This is a genomic window from Thermophilibacter sp. ZX-H3 (genome assembly GCF_052599055.1).
Genome location: NZ_JBQXES010000012.1, coordinates 75,380 through 90,074, shown reverse-complemented (window position 1 = coordinate 90,074; position 14,695 = coordinate 75,380). Strand labels below are relative to the sequence as shown.

General features: G+C 67.4%; 9 protein-coding genes. 5 read left to right on the top strand and 4 right to left on the bottom strand.

The annotated features are described in order from the left end of the window. Positions 1–339: 339 nt before the first annotated feature. A complete protein-coding gene (locus tag ACULPM_RS06675; RefSeq protein ID WP_445331381.1) occupies positions 340–2,007 on the bottom strand; it encodes an OPT/YSL family transporter in 1,668 nt (555 codons plus the stop codon). 309 nt (positions 2,008–2,316) lie between these two features. On the opposite strand from ACULPM_RS06675, the gene ACULPM_RS06670 reads away from it, so the two are divergent. The 3 genes from ACULPM_RS06670 to ACULPM_RS06660 all read left to right on the top strand — a co-directional run bounded on the left by ACULPM_RS06670 (position 2,317) and on the right by ACULPM_RS06660 (position 6,980). Beyond that, positions 2,317–3,114: a type III pantothenate kinase gene (locus ACULPM_RS06670; RefSeq protein WP_445331380.1), complete on the top strand. Its 798-nt coding sequence runs from the start codon at positions 2,317–2,319 to the stop codon at positions 3,112–3,114. Between the two features lie 219 nt (positions 3,115–3,333). Then, on the top strand, positions 3,334–4,356 hold the full coding sequence (locus ACULPM_RS06665; protein WP_445331379.1) for a LacI family DNA-binding transcriptional regulator: 1,023 nt from the start codon (positions 3,334–3,336) through the stop codon (positions 4,354–4,356). Positions 4,357–4,502: 146 nt separating this feature from the next. Then, positions 4,503–6,980 (top strand): phosphoketolase, encoded by a 2,478-nt coding sequence (locus ACULPM_RS06660; protein ID WP_445331378.1) that lies wholly within the window; start codon positions 4,503–4,505, stop codon positions 6,978–6,980. A gap of 134 nt (positions 6,981–7,114) precedes the next feature. Here the strand turns inward: ACULPM_RS06660 and ACULPM_RS06655 are convergent, their stop codons facing one another. From ACULPM_RS06655 to ACULPM_RS06645, 3 genes are all read right to left on the bottom strand, one after another. Continuing rightward, the gene (locus ACULPM_RS06655) at positions 7,115–8,140 is read right to left on the bottom strand and encodes a serine hydrolase (RefSeq protein WP_167929878.1); all 1,026 of its coding nucleotides are present in this window, start codon (positions 8,138–8,140) and stop codon (positions 7,115–7,117) included. Between the two features lie 202 nt (positions 8,141–8,342). Beyond that, positions 8,343–8,789, bottom strand: a complete 447-nt coding sequence (locus ACULPM_RS06650) for a PIN domain-containing protein (protein WP_445331377.1) — start codon at positions 8,787–8,789, stop codon at positions 8,343–8,345. Further along, positions 8,773–9,099: a type II toxin-antitoxin system RelB/DinJ family antitoxin gene (locus ACULPM_RS06645; RefSeq protein WP_445331376.1), complete on the bottom strand. Its 327-nt coding sequence runs from the start codon at positions 9,097–9,099 to the stop codon at positions 8,773–8,775. Before ACULPM_RS06645 ends, ACULPM_RS06650 begins: the two co-directional genes overlap by 17 nt. Positions 9,100–9,360: 261 nt before the next feature. On the opposite strand from ACULPM_RS06645, the gene ACULPM_RS06640 reads away from it, so the two are divergent. Then, positions 9,361–10,038, top strand: a complete 678-nt coding sequence (locus ACULPM_RS06640; RefSeq protein ID WP_167929881.1) for a TetR/AcrR family transcriptional regulator — start codon at positions 9,361–9,363, stop codon at positions 10,036–10,038. Next, complete coding sequence (locus tag ACULPM_RS06635) at positions 10,038–14,672, top strand: 2-hydroxyacyl-CoA dehydratase (protein ID WP_167929882.1); 4,635 nt, start codon at positions 10,038–10,040, stop codon at positions 14,670–14,672. The genes ACULPM_RS06640 and ACULPM_RS06635 overlap by 1 nt, the downstream gene beginning before the upstream one ends. Positions 14,673–14,695 lie beyond the last annotated feature (23 nt).

Sequence of the window (14,695 nt, the reverse complement as noted above, 5' to 3'; positions counted from 1 at the left end):
CTTCGCCCTCGGGGAATGTCACCACGCCCCCGCACGGGACCTCTGCGGGGGCGTGGCGACGTTTCTCCGAGAAGAAACGTCGCGAACCGCCCGCTTGCCGGCTCCGCGGAGCCTTTGCGACATTCGGCATGGGAGGCGGTGCTGTCCGAGATGCCCTTTCCTATCGCCATGTCGGCCGACGTCCCGGAGGCAGGGGGCGATTGTCGGTGATTTTTGGAGGACGAGCGAAGTAGTGGACGATTTTCTGTCACGGAAGGGCAGGTAGATGGACCGGCCAACCGGCCAATAGACGCGCTACTCCTCGAAAATCACCGACAATCGGCGGATTCCGCCAGCTCGCTACCCCGCGAGGCCCGCAATCACCGAGCTCAGCGCGATCACGACGCCCACGATGGACTCGCCGCCGAGCACGCCGGAGGCCACGACCACGCCCTTCTCCTCGGAGTCCTCCACGCCGCGCGCCGCGCAGACGCGCTCGTAGACCCACCGCACGCCCGCGCCGAGCGCCGCGGTGAGCGACATGTAGAACGGCAGGTAGACGCCCAGGCCAAACATCATCGCGGGAAGCCCGGCCCAGTAGAGCGCGATGCCGCCCAGAAGGCCGATCACAAAGCCCGGCACGCTCGGGATGCCGGAGACCATCGTCGCCACCACGCTCGCCTGCGCGGAGACGAACATCTGCCCCGACCCAAAGGCGCCCGGCCCGTACGCGGAGAACAGCGTGACCAGCACGGCTACGGCAACCACGGTGCCAAGCAGCGCGCCGATGGCCTGGCCCACCCACATGGCGCGCGGGCTCGTGCCGATGATGGCGCCGGTCTTGAAGTCGCTCATGACGTCGCCGGCCAGACCGCACGCCACGGCCACCACGCCGGCCACGTAGAAGAGCTGCACCTGGCTCGCGTTGGAGAACGCCGCCACGGCCAGAAGCACGATGAGGCCGAAGATCTCCATCGGGTCGATGCCCGTCTGGCCCACGGACTGCGCGCTCATGATCGTGGTCACAAAGGCCAGAAGCACCACGACCACCGCCACGACCGGCCCGAGGCCAAGCCCGATGCACACGAGCAACGCCGCGGCGGCCACCATGAGGGCGAGCGTCCCGCGCTCGAGGCGGCTCCAGCCGGAGGCCACGGACGCACCCGCGCCCTCGTCCTTCTCGCCCGCCGCACGGTGCCCGCGCAGCACGCGCGCCGCATGCGGCAGGATGTCCTTGAGCACCACGCCCACGCCGGAGCCCATCATGAGGCCCATGCCCAGGCTGGAGACGATGCCCTGGGCCGTGGCCACGTCCCAGAGGCCCGCGGCGCTCCCGCCCGTGATGATGCCGAAGTTGCCCACGAGCGCGCCCAGGAACCAGAACGCCACGGCAAAGCCGCCCACGAGAAAGCCCACGGAGAGCATCTGGGGTGAGTTGTAGATCGCAAAGCTCACGCCGGGGATGGGGAGCTGCGCCACGAGCGTGGGCATCCAGCCCAGAGCGTCGCGCGCCACGCACCACAGGCCCGCCAGGCCCATGGAGCCAAAGAGCCGCTTGCCGGTGACGCCGCCGGTCTTGGTGGCCATGAGGGTCTCGGCCGCCGCGGTGCCGATGGGGTACTCGAGGTCGGACTCGTCGACGAAGCGCCGGCGGATCGCCGCGGTGCACACGAGGCCGAGCAGCGTGCCGGAGAGCGCCACGACGAGCATCTCGACCCAGCTGACCTCGTCGGCGAGGCCGAGCATCCAGATGCCGGGGATGGTGAAGGCGAGGCCGCCGGCCACCATGGAGCCAGCCGACATCACGATCTGCGTGACGTTGGCCTCGTTGAGGCTGCGGCGCCCGAAGGCCCGCAGCAGAAACAGCGCGACGATGGAGGTGAAGATGGTCGGCCACGGCAGCGCGCCCATCTTGAGGGCGGTGTAGACCGAGGACGCCGTGATGATGACGCAGCCGATGCACCCGATGGCAATGCCGACGGGGCTCAGCTGCCCGCGCCACGAGGCGCGAGAGCCGCTCTTGCTCATATGTGCTCCTTCGAATATCCGCTCCCCCTCATGGGGAGTCGGGTTTCTGGGACCGTCTGATTATGGCAGAAGCGGGGAGCGGGGGCGTCCAGGCTATGAAGTAAAATCTGGGGTGGCTGACGGTTGCCGCTTTGTCCAAAGCGAGCAGGTCCAACGACGAGCATGAGTCGGGTCGCTAGCCTAGCGAACTAGCGACCCGCTCCACTCATATCCGGCGTGACCCAGCCTGTCCAAGCGGGCTTTGCCGTCACCGGTAGTGTGCCCACTCCCGGCCCCTTGCGCAGTGCCGGGACTACTTTTGGAGGACGCATGGCGCGTGGCGAGAAGAGCGCGGACGAGAAGAACCTGCTGGCGGTGGATGTGGGCAACACCCGCACGAGGCTCGGGCTCTTCTCGGGCGACGAGCTCGTGGGGACGTGGGAGCTCACCACGCACGAGCGGCTCACGGCGGACGAGGCGCGCATGCAGCTTGCCCAGGTGCTCGCGCTGATGGGGAAGCGGCTCCCCGATGACGCCATCCTCGCCTGCGTGGTGCCCATGCTGACCGACGTCTGGCGTCGCGCGCTCGCTGCCAGCTGCTCCGGCCGCGCATACGTGGTGGGGCCGGGCCTCAAGACGGGCCTCAGGATGCGCTACGACGACCCCTCCGAGGTGGGCGCCGACCGCGTGGCAGACGTCGTGGCGGCGCGGGCGGACTATGGCGCGCCCGCGGTGGTCGTCGACCTGGGCACCACGACGAACTTCGAGGTTGTGGATGCGGAGGGCGCCTTTGCGGGCGGCATCATCGCCCCGGGGCTGGCCCTGGGCGCCCGCTCGCTCTCTGAGGCCGCCGCGCGGCTCCCCATGATCGAGCTGCGCGCGCCGGCGTCAGTCATCGGGCGCAACACGCGCTCGGCCATGCAGTCCGGCGTGGTCCTGGGAGAGGTGGTGCGCATCGACGGCCTGCTCGACGCCGTGATGGGGGAGCTTGGGGCGGACGCCCCCGTCATCATGACCGGTGACGGCGCGGAGGCGATGGCCGCGCTCCTCCGGCACGAGGTCGCTGTCGACGACACGCTTACGCTTCGCGGGCTCTGGCATCTCTGGCGCGCAAACCGGCGCGGCTGATCGAGGCCGCAGCCATGCGTGACGCCGGTTTTCCGGAATTCCGGTTTGCGCATGGCGAGAAGGACGCGTAGCCTCGTTTTTCTCGCCCCGATGCGTGGAAATCCCAGGCTGCGCGTCCGATGGTTGCACGTTTTTCACGCGTAAGCTGGGATGTCAGGAATCTGGGGTTACGCGTTGCGGGGGCGAGGTCAGGACGTCTTGTCGTGAGGGGGGCCGGACATGCCGGGCAAGGTGACGCTCAAGGACATCGCGCGCGAGGTGGGACTCTCCACCACCGCGGTCTCGCTCGTGCTCAATGACCGGCCGTGCAAGATCTCCGAGGAGAGTCGCCGGCGCATCAAGGAGGTGGCGCGCCGCAAGCGCTACATTCCCAACCAGATCGCACGAAGCCTCGTGACGCGGCACTCCCAGACCGTGGGACTCGTGGTGCCCAACATCGAGAGCCGGTTCTTCTCGTCCCTTGCCCGTCGTCTTGAGCTGGGCTGCCGCGAGCGCGGGTACGTGCTGCTGATCACCAACTCGGACGAGTCGGCCGAGAATGACGCGGAGCTCGTGCAGCTGCTCGCCAACCGGGGCGTGGACGGGCTCTTTGTGGTGGCGTCGACGGATGAGGAGGGGCGCGCTGGCCTTGCGGCGACGCTCGACGCGCTGCCGATGCCCTGCGTGACGGTGGACCGCCTGGTGAGCGGCTGCTCCTGCGACCGCGTCGCCTTCAACAACGAGGCGGGCGGCTACCTGGCGTGCCGGTACCTGCTGGACGCGGGGCACCGGCGGATCGCGTGCCTTGCCAACTTGGCCTCGAACACCGGGCGCGAGCGCGTGGCGGGCTACGAGCGCGCGCTGCGCGAGTGCGGCATAGGGCCCGATCCCGCCCTCGTGCTGGAGAGCGCCTACTACATCCCCGCGGCCTACGATGCCGCCGCGCGTCTTGCGTCCCTGGACGCGACCGCCGTCTTTGCCACGAGCGACAACATCGCGCTCGGCCTGCTGAAGCGCCTCTATGAGCGGGGGCTGCGCGTGCCGCGGGACTACTCGGTGGTGAGCTACGACAACTCGGCGGCCGACGTGCTCTTTGAGCCCGCGCTCACCTCCATCGAGCAGAACGTCGACGAGCTTTCCGCGGCGGCGCTCGACCTTCTGTTCCAGCGCATCGACGAGGCGGAGGAGGGGGAGCTGGGTGAGCCCGTGGCCCGGGTCCTCATGCCGCGCCTGATAGTCAAGGACAGCGTCCGGGCGCTTTGAGGCGCAGCCACAGGGGCGTTGTGAAGAGGTGAGGATAAATCGATTTACTCGACTAATCTCACGAAGATAAAACGTTTTACTCAATATACTGGGGCCGTTTTATGGGGCGTCCGACTGGGAGGGCGCGCACGAGAAAAGGAGCAAGCATGGCACAACCCGTCATCGGAACCCCGTGGCAGAAGCTCAACGGCCCTGTGCCCGAGGAGGAGCTCGAGGGCGTCGACCGCTACTGGCGCGCCTCGAACTATCTCTCCGTCGGCCAGATCTACCTGCGCAGCAACCCGCTGATGCGCGAGGGCTTCAGCCGCGAGGACGTCAAGCACCGCCTCGTTGGCCACTGGGGCACCACGCCGGGCATCAACTTCCTCTTTGGCCATGTGAACCGCCTCATCGCCGACCACCAGCAGAACGCGATCTTCCTCATGGGCCCCGGCCACGGCGGGCCCGCCGGCACCGCGCAGTCCCTGCTCGACGGCACCTATCGCGAGGTCCGTCCCGACATCACCGATGACGAGGCCGGCCTCCAGAAGTTCTTCCGCCAGTTCTCCTACCCCGGCGGCATCCCCAGCCACTACGCTCCCGAGACCCCCGGCTCCATCCACGAGGGCGGCGAGCTCGGCTACACGCTCTCCCACGCCTACGGCGCCGTCCTCGACAACCCGAGTCTGCTCGCGGTGGCCGTCGTGGGCGACGGCGAGGCCGAGACCGGCCCGCTTGCCACCTCCTGGCAGACCAACAAGTTCATGGACCCGCTCACGGACGGCATCGTGCTCCCGATCCTGCACCTCAACGGCTACAAGATCGCCAACCCCACGATCCTCGCCCGCATCTCCGACGCCGAGCGCGACGAGTTCTTCCGCGGCATGGGCTACCACCCGTACAACTTCGTCGCCGGCTTTGACGACGAGGACGTCTCCTCCATCCACCGTCGCTTTGCGGCGCTGCTCGAGGCCGTCTTCGACGAGATCTGCGACATCAAGGCCCGCGTGGCGGCCGGCGAGGCCTCCCGCCCGTTCTACCCGATGATCGTCTTCCGCACCCCCAAGGGCTGGACCTGCCCCAAGGAGATCGACGGCAAGAAGACCGAGGGCTCCTGGCGCGCCCACCAGGTGCCGCTGGCGTCCGCCCGTGACACCGAGGCCCACTTCCAGGTCCTCAAGGGCTGGATGGAGTCCTATCGCCCCGAGGAGCTCTTCGATGAGAAGGGCGCCATCCGCCCCGAGGTCACCGCGTTCATGCCCAAGGGCGAGCTGCGCCTGGGCGCCAACCCCAACGCCAACGGCGGCAGGCTCCGCACGCCGCTCCAGCTCCCCGAAACCCGCACCTACGAGGTGCCGGTGGCCGAGAAGGGCCATGGCTTCGGCGCCGTGGAGGCCACGCGCGTCCTCGGCGAGTACACGGCCGAGCTCATCAACAGCAACCGCGACGCCTTCCGCATCTTCGGCCCGGACGAGACGGCCTCCAACCGTCTGCAGCCGTCCTACCAGGTGACCGACAAGCAGTGGTTCGGCGGCGGCGTGTACGACGACCCCGCCAACGACGAGCACCTCTCGCCCGTGGGCAACGTCATCGAGCAGCTCTCCGAGCACCAGTGCGAGGGCCTGCTCGAGGGCTACATCCTCACCGGCCGCAACGGCCTCTGGAGCTCCTACGAGTCCTTCGTGCACATCGTTGACTCCATGGTCAATCAGCACTGCAAGTGGCTCGAGGCCACCGTCCGCCACATCGACTGGCGCGCCCCGATCTCCGGCCTCAACATGCTGCTCTCCAGCCACGTCTGGCGTCAGGACCACAACGGCTTCTCTCACCAGGACCCCGGCTTCGTGGACGTTCTTCTCAACAAGAACTTCAACAACGACCACGTGGTGAACATCTACTACCCGGCCGACGCCAACCTGCTGCTGGCTGTGGCCGAGCGTGCCTACCAGTCCACCAACTGCGTGAACGCGATCTTCGCCGGCAAGCAGCCCGCCCCGACGTGGCTGACCCTCGACGAGGCCCGCGAGGAGCTCGCCGCCGGCGCCGCCGAGTGGAAGTGGGCGTCCAACACCGCCGAGGGCGAGGAGCCCGACGTTGTTCTCGCCTGCTGCGGCGACGTTCCCACCGGCGAGGCCATGGCCGCGCTCGACCTGCTCGACAAGCTCGGCGTCAAGGTCCGCCTGGTCAACGTGGTCGACCTTCTCAGCATCCAGAACGCCTCCGAGAACGACCGCGCCATGTCCGACGAGAAGTTCGTCGAGCTCTTCACGGCCGACAAGCCCGTCCTCTTTGCGTTCCACGCGTATCCCGGCACGATCCGCCGCCTCATCTGGGACCGCCCGAACCACGACAGCTTCAACGTCCACGGCTACCAGGAGCAGGGCTCCACGACCACGCCGTACGACATGGTCCGCGTGAACGACATGGACCGCTGGGCCCTGGCCGCGGACGCCCTCCGCATGGTCGACGCCGAGAAGTGGGCTGCGCAGATCGACGAGTGGGAGAAGTTCCGCGTGGAGGCCTTCCAGTTCGCCGTCGACAACGGCTACGACCACCCGGCCTTCACCGACTGGAAGTGGCGTGACGCCTCCGACGCTGGCGAGGACATCTCCGCCACGCAGATGACCGCGGGCGACAACGAGTAAGGAGCGCTCGCCCCATGCGCACCTGAGGGGCCGCCCGTCCTTCTCCCCAGCTCGCTGCGCTGCGCGCAGGAGCGCTGGGCGAGAAGGACGGGCGGCCCGCGTCGTATGCCGCGAAGGTCGCCAGCCGCCGGGGGCTAGGGGAGCAGTGAGGCCTCGGAGCCGCCGCACATGGTGCCGTGGGCCATGTTGAGGGCGTCGATGAGCGGCAGGAGCCCGTCGAGGTAGGCGCTCATGTCGGTCATGACCACCATCACGTACGGCCCGCAGTCCGAGAAGACGACGCCGGCGTCATTGGTGGACGTGAGGTCGTTCTCGTCGGCGGGGTACCACCCCGGCTTGCTCCACACCTCGAAGCCGGCGCTTCCGCGCAGGAGGCTGCCCATCGGCGTGTAGTTGGTCTGCGCGAGATATCCGGCGAGCTCGGAGCCGCCCGCCTCGCCGGAGGTGCCAAAGCGGTAGATCTCCTGCCACACGGAGCAGAGCTCGCTTGCGGAGATCTCGGGATAGTAATAGTAGTAGCCGTCCCCGCTCGCGCCCTTGGCTCCGTGGGCGGCCAGCCAGTCGCCGAACGCGCGCAGCCCAAAGGCGTCGAGCAGCGCATGATAGGCGTCGTTCGACGAGTTGACGAGGCAGTCGCGCATCGTGGCGCCCATGCCGGCCGACCCGCCGTTGTTCTCGCAGACCATCGCGCAGTACGCGGCCTTGATGCTGCTCGCAGGGTAGAGGCGCTCGTCCGAGTTGCACCAGATGCCGTTGCCGGTGTTGAGGTCGAGCATGGCCACGGAGACCGTCAGCCCCTGGTTGCGCAGGTTGAAGACCTCGGCCTCGACGCGCTGGTAGGCCTCCGTGGCAAGAAAGCCGTCGGGCGCGGTGACGGTGATGCCGGACTCCGTCGTCGTGGTGCTGACGGGCGCGCTGAGGTCAAGCGAGTGCGTGGGCTCGGGCTCCGGCTCTGGTTCCGGCTCGGGCTCTGGTTCCGGCTCTGGCTCGGGCTCGGGTTCCGGCTCGGGCGCCGTCTCGTCGAGCACGACCTCGGCGACGGGTGCCTCCTCGGAGGCCTCGTTGGTCACCGCCTCGTTCTTCTCGCCTCCCGCGCATCCGGCGAGAAGAACGAGCGCGAGCAGCGCCGCCGCGCCCCCTCGAGCAATCGAGCCCGTCATGTCCGCCCCCTCGGTCGTAGCCCCACGTGGGTTCCATTATCGCAGGGGCGTCCGGAAGCCGTGCCCTCATCGCCGATTATCGTGCAGAATCTGGCACAGGTTTTTATATCAGCAGGCCAGTTTTTCGCGCGGGCACGATGCTGTGCGAGAAGCGGCGGTGCATCTGGGTCAAAAGCGACGGTCCTTATTGGACGTGACGCGCCTAAAACGTCACATCTTCGTAGGCGAGTCCGAGGTCTTTCTCAGCGTGTTCGAGAAGGGCGGCGGGCGAGAGTGCCGGGATGTCCGACCGGGTGAAGTCAGCCTCGTTTCTCGTGACGATGTAGTCCGCTCGCACCTTGCGTGCCGCCTGCCACACGACGCAGTCTTCGAAATCTTCCCAGCCTTCCGCCAGCGCGGCGTGGATATCCCTCTCGTCTATTGAGCAGATCTTTAGTTCGGGGAGCGCCCGTACAATCATCCTCTGCATCTCCGCGGCGCCATGGGCCCTTGAGCCGACATAGAAGAGGTCCGTGTACGACTTTGCCGAGGTCCAAAGCTCGGCGTCGCGGAAGTACCTCATCACGAACAGACGCCTGGCGTCATGAACGAACGGCTCTCTGCCCAAGAAGAAGTCCATGAGGACGCAGGTGTCAAGCAAGAGCCTCATAGTCCTCCTTGCGCCACGTGGCCATGGCCTCCTTGTACGAGCGGTCCCCCAGCTCGTCCCAAAACGAGGCCGGGGCGGGCGAGGACGTGGCGCAGAAGAACTCCGTCAGCTCAGCGCGTTGCTCGTTGTTGAGCGACCGCCTTGCGGGGGCGGGGGCGCTCCTGGCCGCGCGCGGAAGCTCTCCGGTAGCAAGGAGATACTCAAAGGCGGCATTGATGAGCTTGGTGGTGCTCGACCCCATCTGGGCGAGCATCTGGGCGGCCTGGCTCTTGATCTCAGTGGGGACACGAGCCGTGACGATGGAATCCACGGTTCCTCCTCCCTAGAAGGTTCTGCCATTGTAATCGCGTATTACAAATTGGGCAAGATGAAGAGCGGTCGTGATGCGAAAGCGCGGCGAGAAGGACCGGCGAGCGCGGCCCCCGTCCGCCGCCGTTCGCCGTGGAGATGCTGTGGCACGCCCGGCGGCGACAACTTACTGCACAGGTTGTGCAATACTACGCACGCTGTGAAATAACGGCGATGCGGCCTGCTTGGAACCGTGTCGCGCCGCCCACGTCGAAGGGACCGCATGCAGGAGTGCGTCCTCAGCACCGATCGCAGGAGCGTCCGCACGCGGCGAGCCCTGCGCCAGGCGCTCGCCAAGGAGATCTCCGCCACGGGCGACCTCTCCCGCGTCACGGTCACGGCGGTGACCGAGCGCGCCGGCGTCACGCGCCGCACGTTCTACTCCCACTTCCGTGACATCCCCGACCTCGTCAACCAGATCGAGGACGAGACGCTCGCGGAGTTCCGCGCGCCGCTCGCGCGCATCGCCGCCTGCCATCTCAACGACCTGCGCGCGGCCCTCGACCGCGGCGAGCCCGCGCCCGGCGCGAAGGAGCTGCTCGCGTGCGTGCGCGAGCGCGGCGACTACCTGCGCCCGCTCCTCGGCAACGGGGGTGACCCGGCCTTCGCCGAGCGCATCAAGGCGCTCGTGTACGAGGTGGTCGGCGAGCGCGCCCGCGATGGGCTCGACCTGCGCGCGCTCGGCCCCCTCTTTGACTACTACCTCACGTTTGCCATCTCCGCCGAGGTCGGCGTGCTGCTGCGCTGGCTCGAGGGCGGCATGCGCGAGAGCGTTCCCACGATGGCGCGCCTCATGACCGCCCTGATGTTCGTTCGCCCCGGTGACCTCTACGACAACCCCATCGACCTCGACATTCCGAGCTTTGCCCTGGCCGTCATGTGCTCCAAGGAGGACAACTAATGAGTAAGACCGCCTCTTCCATCCAGGCCGAGAAGGCCGCCCGCCGCCCGCTCGCCCTCAAGCAGGACGGCGCCGAGCTCTCGCCGGCCACGCCCGCCGACTTCTCCCATGCGCACCTGCGTCTGGGCATCGACGTGGGCTCCACCACGGTGAAGCTCGCCGTCATCGACGACAACGACAACCTCGTCTACGCCAACTACGAGCGCCACCACACGGACATCCGCGCCACGGCAAAGGAGCTCTTCGCCCGCGCCCGCAAGGTAATCGGCACGGCGCCGATGCGCGTCTCCATCACCGGCTCCGGCGGCATGCTGCTCGCCAGCTGGCTTGACCTCGAGTTCGTGCAGGAGGTCATCGCCTCCAAGCGCGCCGTGGAGACGCTCATCCCGCAGACGGACTGCGCCATCGAGCTCGGCGGCGAGGACGCCAAGATCATCTACTTCGACAACGGCATCGAGCAGCGCATGAACGGCACCTGCGCTGGCGGCACGGGCGCCTTCATCGACCAGATGGCGAGCCTGCTGCACACCGACGCGGCGGGCCTCAACGAGCTCGCCAAGGACGCCACGCAGATTCACCCCATCGCCTCCCGCTGCGGCGTCTTCGCCAAGTCCGACGTCCAGCCGCTGCTCAACGAGGGCGCCAAGCCCGCCGACATCGCGGCCTCCATCTTCCAGGCCGTGGCCAACCAGACGGTCTCGGGCCTGGCGTGCGGCCACCCCATCCGCGGCCACGTGGCGTTTCTCGGCGGCCCGCTCCAGTACCTCTCTGAGCTCCGCAAGCGCTTCTACCTCACGCTCAACCTCGACGACGAGCACATCATCGTGCCCGAGAACGCCCACCTCTTCGTGGCCACGGGCGCGGCGCTCGCCGGGGAGTCCGAGAAGTACGTGACCTTCGACGAGGTCATCCAGCTGCTCGAGAACCTCAAGGACACCCAGGGCTCCGAGGTCGCGCGCCTCGAGCCGCTCTTCGAGAGCGAGAAGGACTACGAGGAGTTCAAGGAGCGCCACGACAAGCAGGTGGTCCCCAAGGGCGACCTGGCCACCTACCAGGGCCGCGTGTTCATCGGCATCGACGCCGGCTCCACCACGATGAAGTGCGCCGTGGTGGGCGAGGGCGGCGAGCTGCTCTACACCTGGTACGGCAACAACAACGGCGACGTCCTCGGCACCGCCCGCCGCATCATGGACGGCATCTACGACCTGCTGCCCGAGGGATGCACGATCGGCCACGTGACCACCACCGGCTACGGCGAGCAGATCCTCATCGAGGCCCTGCGCGCCGACTCCGGCGAGATCGAGACCGTCGCCCACCTGCGCGGCGCCAAAGCCTTTGTCCCAGACGTCCAGTTCATCCTGGACATCGGCGGTCAGGACATGAAGTGCCTGCAGGTCAAGGACGGCGTCATCGAGCACATCATGCTCAACGAGGCGTGCTCCTCGGGCTGCGGCTCCTTCATCGAGAGCTTCGCCGTCTCCATGAACATGACCGTGCAGGAGTTCGCGCAGGCCGCCGTGGGTGCCAAGAGCCCGGTCGACCTTGGCTCCCGCTGCACCGTCTTCATGAACTCTCGCGTCAAGCAGGCGCAGAAGGAGGGCGCGACCATCGGCGACGTGGCGGCGGGCCTCTCCTACTCCGTCATCAAGAACGCCCTCTTCAAGGTCATCAAGCTGCGTGACTTCGACGAGATCGGCCAGTGGTGCGTGGTCCAGGGCGGCACCTTCATGTCCGACGCCACCCTGCGCGCCTTCGAGCTCCTGACCGGGCGCGACGTCATCCGCCCGGACATCGCGGGCTGCATGGGCGCCTACGGCGCCGCCCTTCTCGCTCGCGACCGAGCCGGCGCCATGGGCACCTCCACGATCCTCTCGCGCGAGGACATCGACAACCTCAAGGTCAAGCACACCAACGTGCACTGCGGCCGCTGCTCCAACAACTGCCTGCTCACGATCAACGACTTCGGCGGCGGGCGCCGCTTCATCACGGGCAACCGCTGCGAGAAGGGCGCCGGCGGCTCCAAGGCCAAGAAGAACGAGGCCCCCAACCTCTTTGACTTCAAGAACAAGCTGCTCTTCGACCGTCCCGTGCTGGACCCCGAGGAGGCCCCGCGCGGCACGGTGGGCATCCCGCGCGCGCTCAACATGTACGAGAACTACCCGTTCTGGCACGCGTTCTTCACCAAGCTGGGCTTCTCGGTGGTGCTCTCCGACCAGACCTCGGCCAAGACCTACGATGCGGGCATCGAGTCCATGCCGTCCGAGAGCGTGTGCTACCCGGCCAAGCTCTCCCACGGCCACATCATGAACCTCATCCAGAAGGACCCCGACTTCATCTGGATGCCGTGCATCCGCTGGGAGCGCCAGGAGGACGACGGCGCCACCAACCACTACAACTGCCCGATCGTCATGAGCTACCCGCAGGCGCTGGGCCTCAACGTCGACGAGCTCGGCCAGGGCTCCAAGATCGAGTACCTCTCGCCGTTCATCCCGTATGACAAGAAGAAGGAGCTCAAGCGTCGTCTCTACGAGCTGGTCTCCGAGCAGCGCGAGAAGGACGCGGCGGAGGGCCGCGGCCGCGTGCGCGGCGAGCACATCACGCGCGCAGAGATCGACGAGGCCGTGAACTACGCCTGGGAGGCGGACCTCGAGTTCAAGGACGCCATGCACCGCGCCGGCGACGAGGCCCTGCGCTGGATCGAGGAGCACGATGCACACGGCATCGTGCTCGCCGGCCGCCCCTATCACAACGACCCGGAGATCAACCACGCCATCCCCGAGCTCGTGCACTCCTTCGGCTTTGCCGTGCTCACCGAGGACTCCGTCGCGCACAAGATGACGCCCGAGCGCCCCATCCGCGTGATCGACCAGTGGATGTTCCACAGCCGCCTCTACCGCGCGGCGCGCTTCGTCGCCTCCCGCAACGACCTCGACCTCATCCAGCTCTTCTCGTTTGGCTGCGGCCTTGACGCCCTCACCACCGACCAGGTCCAGGAGATTCTCGAGGCCTCCGGCAAGATCTACACCGTCCTCAAGATCGACCAGGTGTCCAACCTCGGCGCCGCGCGCATCCGCATCCGCTCCCTCATGGCCGCCCTCACCGAGCAGCGCGAGGAGCTGCGCCGCGCCGCCAGCCAGGGCAGGGTCCGCGAGGTGGAGCCCGTGGGCGTCCGCCGCGCCGACGGCTCGCTCGAGCGCGCTCGCAAGACGCAGGAGGGCCGCGTGCCGGTCTACCGCGAGGCCGCGAGCGCCGCGTTCGAGAAGGTCCGCTACACCGAGGACATGCAGAAGAAGGGCTACACCATCCTCGTTCCGCAGATGGCGCCGATTCACTTTGACCTTATCGAGGCGCTCTTCAAGAGCTCAGGCTACAACGTGGTGCTGCTGCCCTCCGTTGACCAGGGCGCCGTCGAGGCGGGCCTCAAGTACGTCAACAACGACATCTGCTACCCCTCGATCCTGGTCACGGGCCAGATCATGGAGGCGGTGCTCTCCGGCAAGTACGACCTCTCGCGCCTGGCCGTGATCATCACGCAGACGGGCGGCGGCTGCCGTGCCACCAACTACATCGCCCTCATCCGCAAGGCCCTCAAGGACTCCGGCCACCCGGAGATCCCGGTGATCAGCCTCACCGCCGCCTCCGGCCTGGACGAGAAGAACCCCGGCTTTGACGTTCTCAAGAAGCCGGGACTCCTCATGAAGGCCGTGAACGCCCTGCTCTACGGCGACCTCATCATGCAGCTGCTCTACCGCGTGCGCCCCTACGAGGCCGAGCCCGGCGCGGCCGACGCGCTCTACGACCGCATGATGGCCGAGGCCAAGGGCGTCATCGTGGCGGGCGGCTCCAAGCGCTTCTACGACCTCTGCCAGCGCACCGTCGACGCCTTCGAGGCGCTGCCGCTCGTGAACGACCGCTCCAAGCCGCGCGTGGGCGTGGTCGGCGAGATCCTGGTCAAGTTCCACCCCACGGCCAACAACCAGGTGGTCAAGGTCATCGAGCAGGAGGGCTGCGAGGCCAACGTGCCCGGCCTCGTTGACTTCTTCCTCTTTGGCATGACCAACGCCATCAACACCAACGCCGAGCTCGGCACCAAGGCCACGAGCCGCATGTCGCACATGGCGGGCATCAAGCTCATCGAGGGCCTGCGCGAGCCCATCAACAAGATGCTCAGGAAGACCACACGCTTCCAGGAGTACCCGGACATCTTCGAGCTTGCCGCCAAGGCCGAGCAGGTGCTCTCCCTCTGCAACACGATGGGCGAGGGCTGGCTGCTCACGGCCGAGATGTGCGACCTCATCGAGACCGGCACGCCCAACATCGTGTGCTGCTCGCCGTTCGCGTGCCTGCCCAACCACGTGGTGGGCAAGTCCGTCATCAAGCGCCTGCGCCAGATGCACCCCGAGAGCAACATCGTGGCCGTCGACTACGACCCCGGCGCCTCCGAGGTCAACCAGCTCAACCGCATCAAGCTCATGATCTCCGTGGCCAAGGAGAACTTCCGCAACAACCGCGGCGGCGGCTTCAGGCTTGAGAATCCCGCCGACCCCACGCTTGGCGAGGACTACGGGATTCCGCTCTCCGCCGAGCAGCGTGCCCGCCTGGCAGACATCAAGGCCCGCGCCAGCGTCGACTAGCGGTGTGACAGGGGGATGGAGGG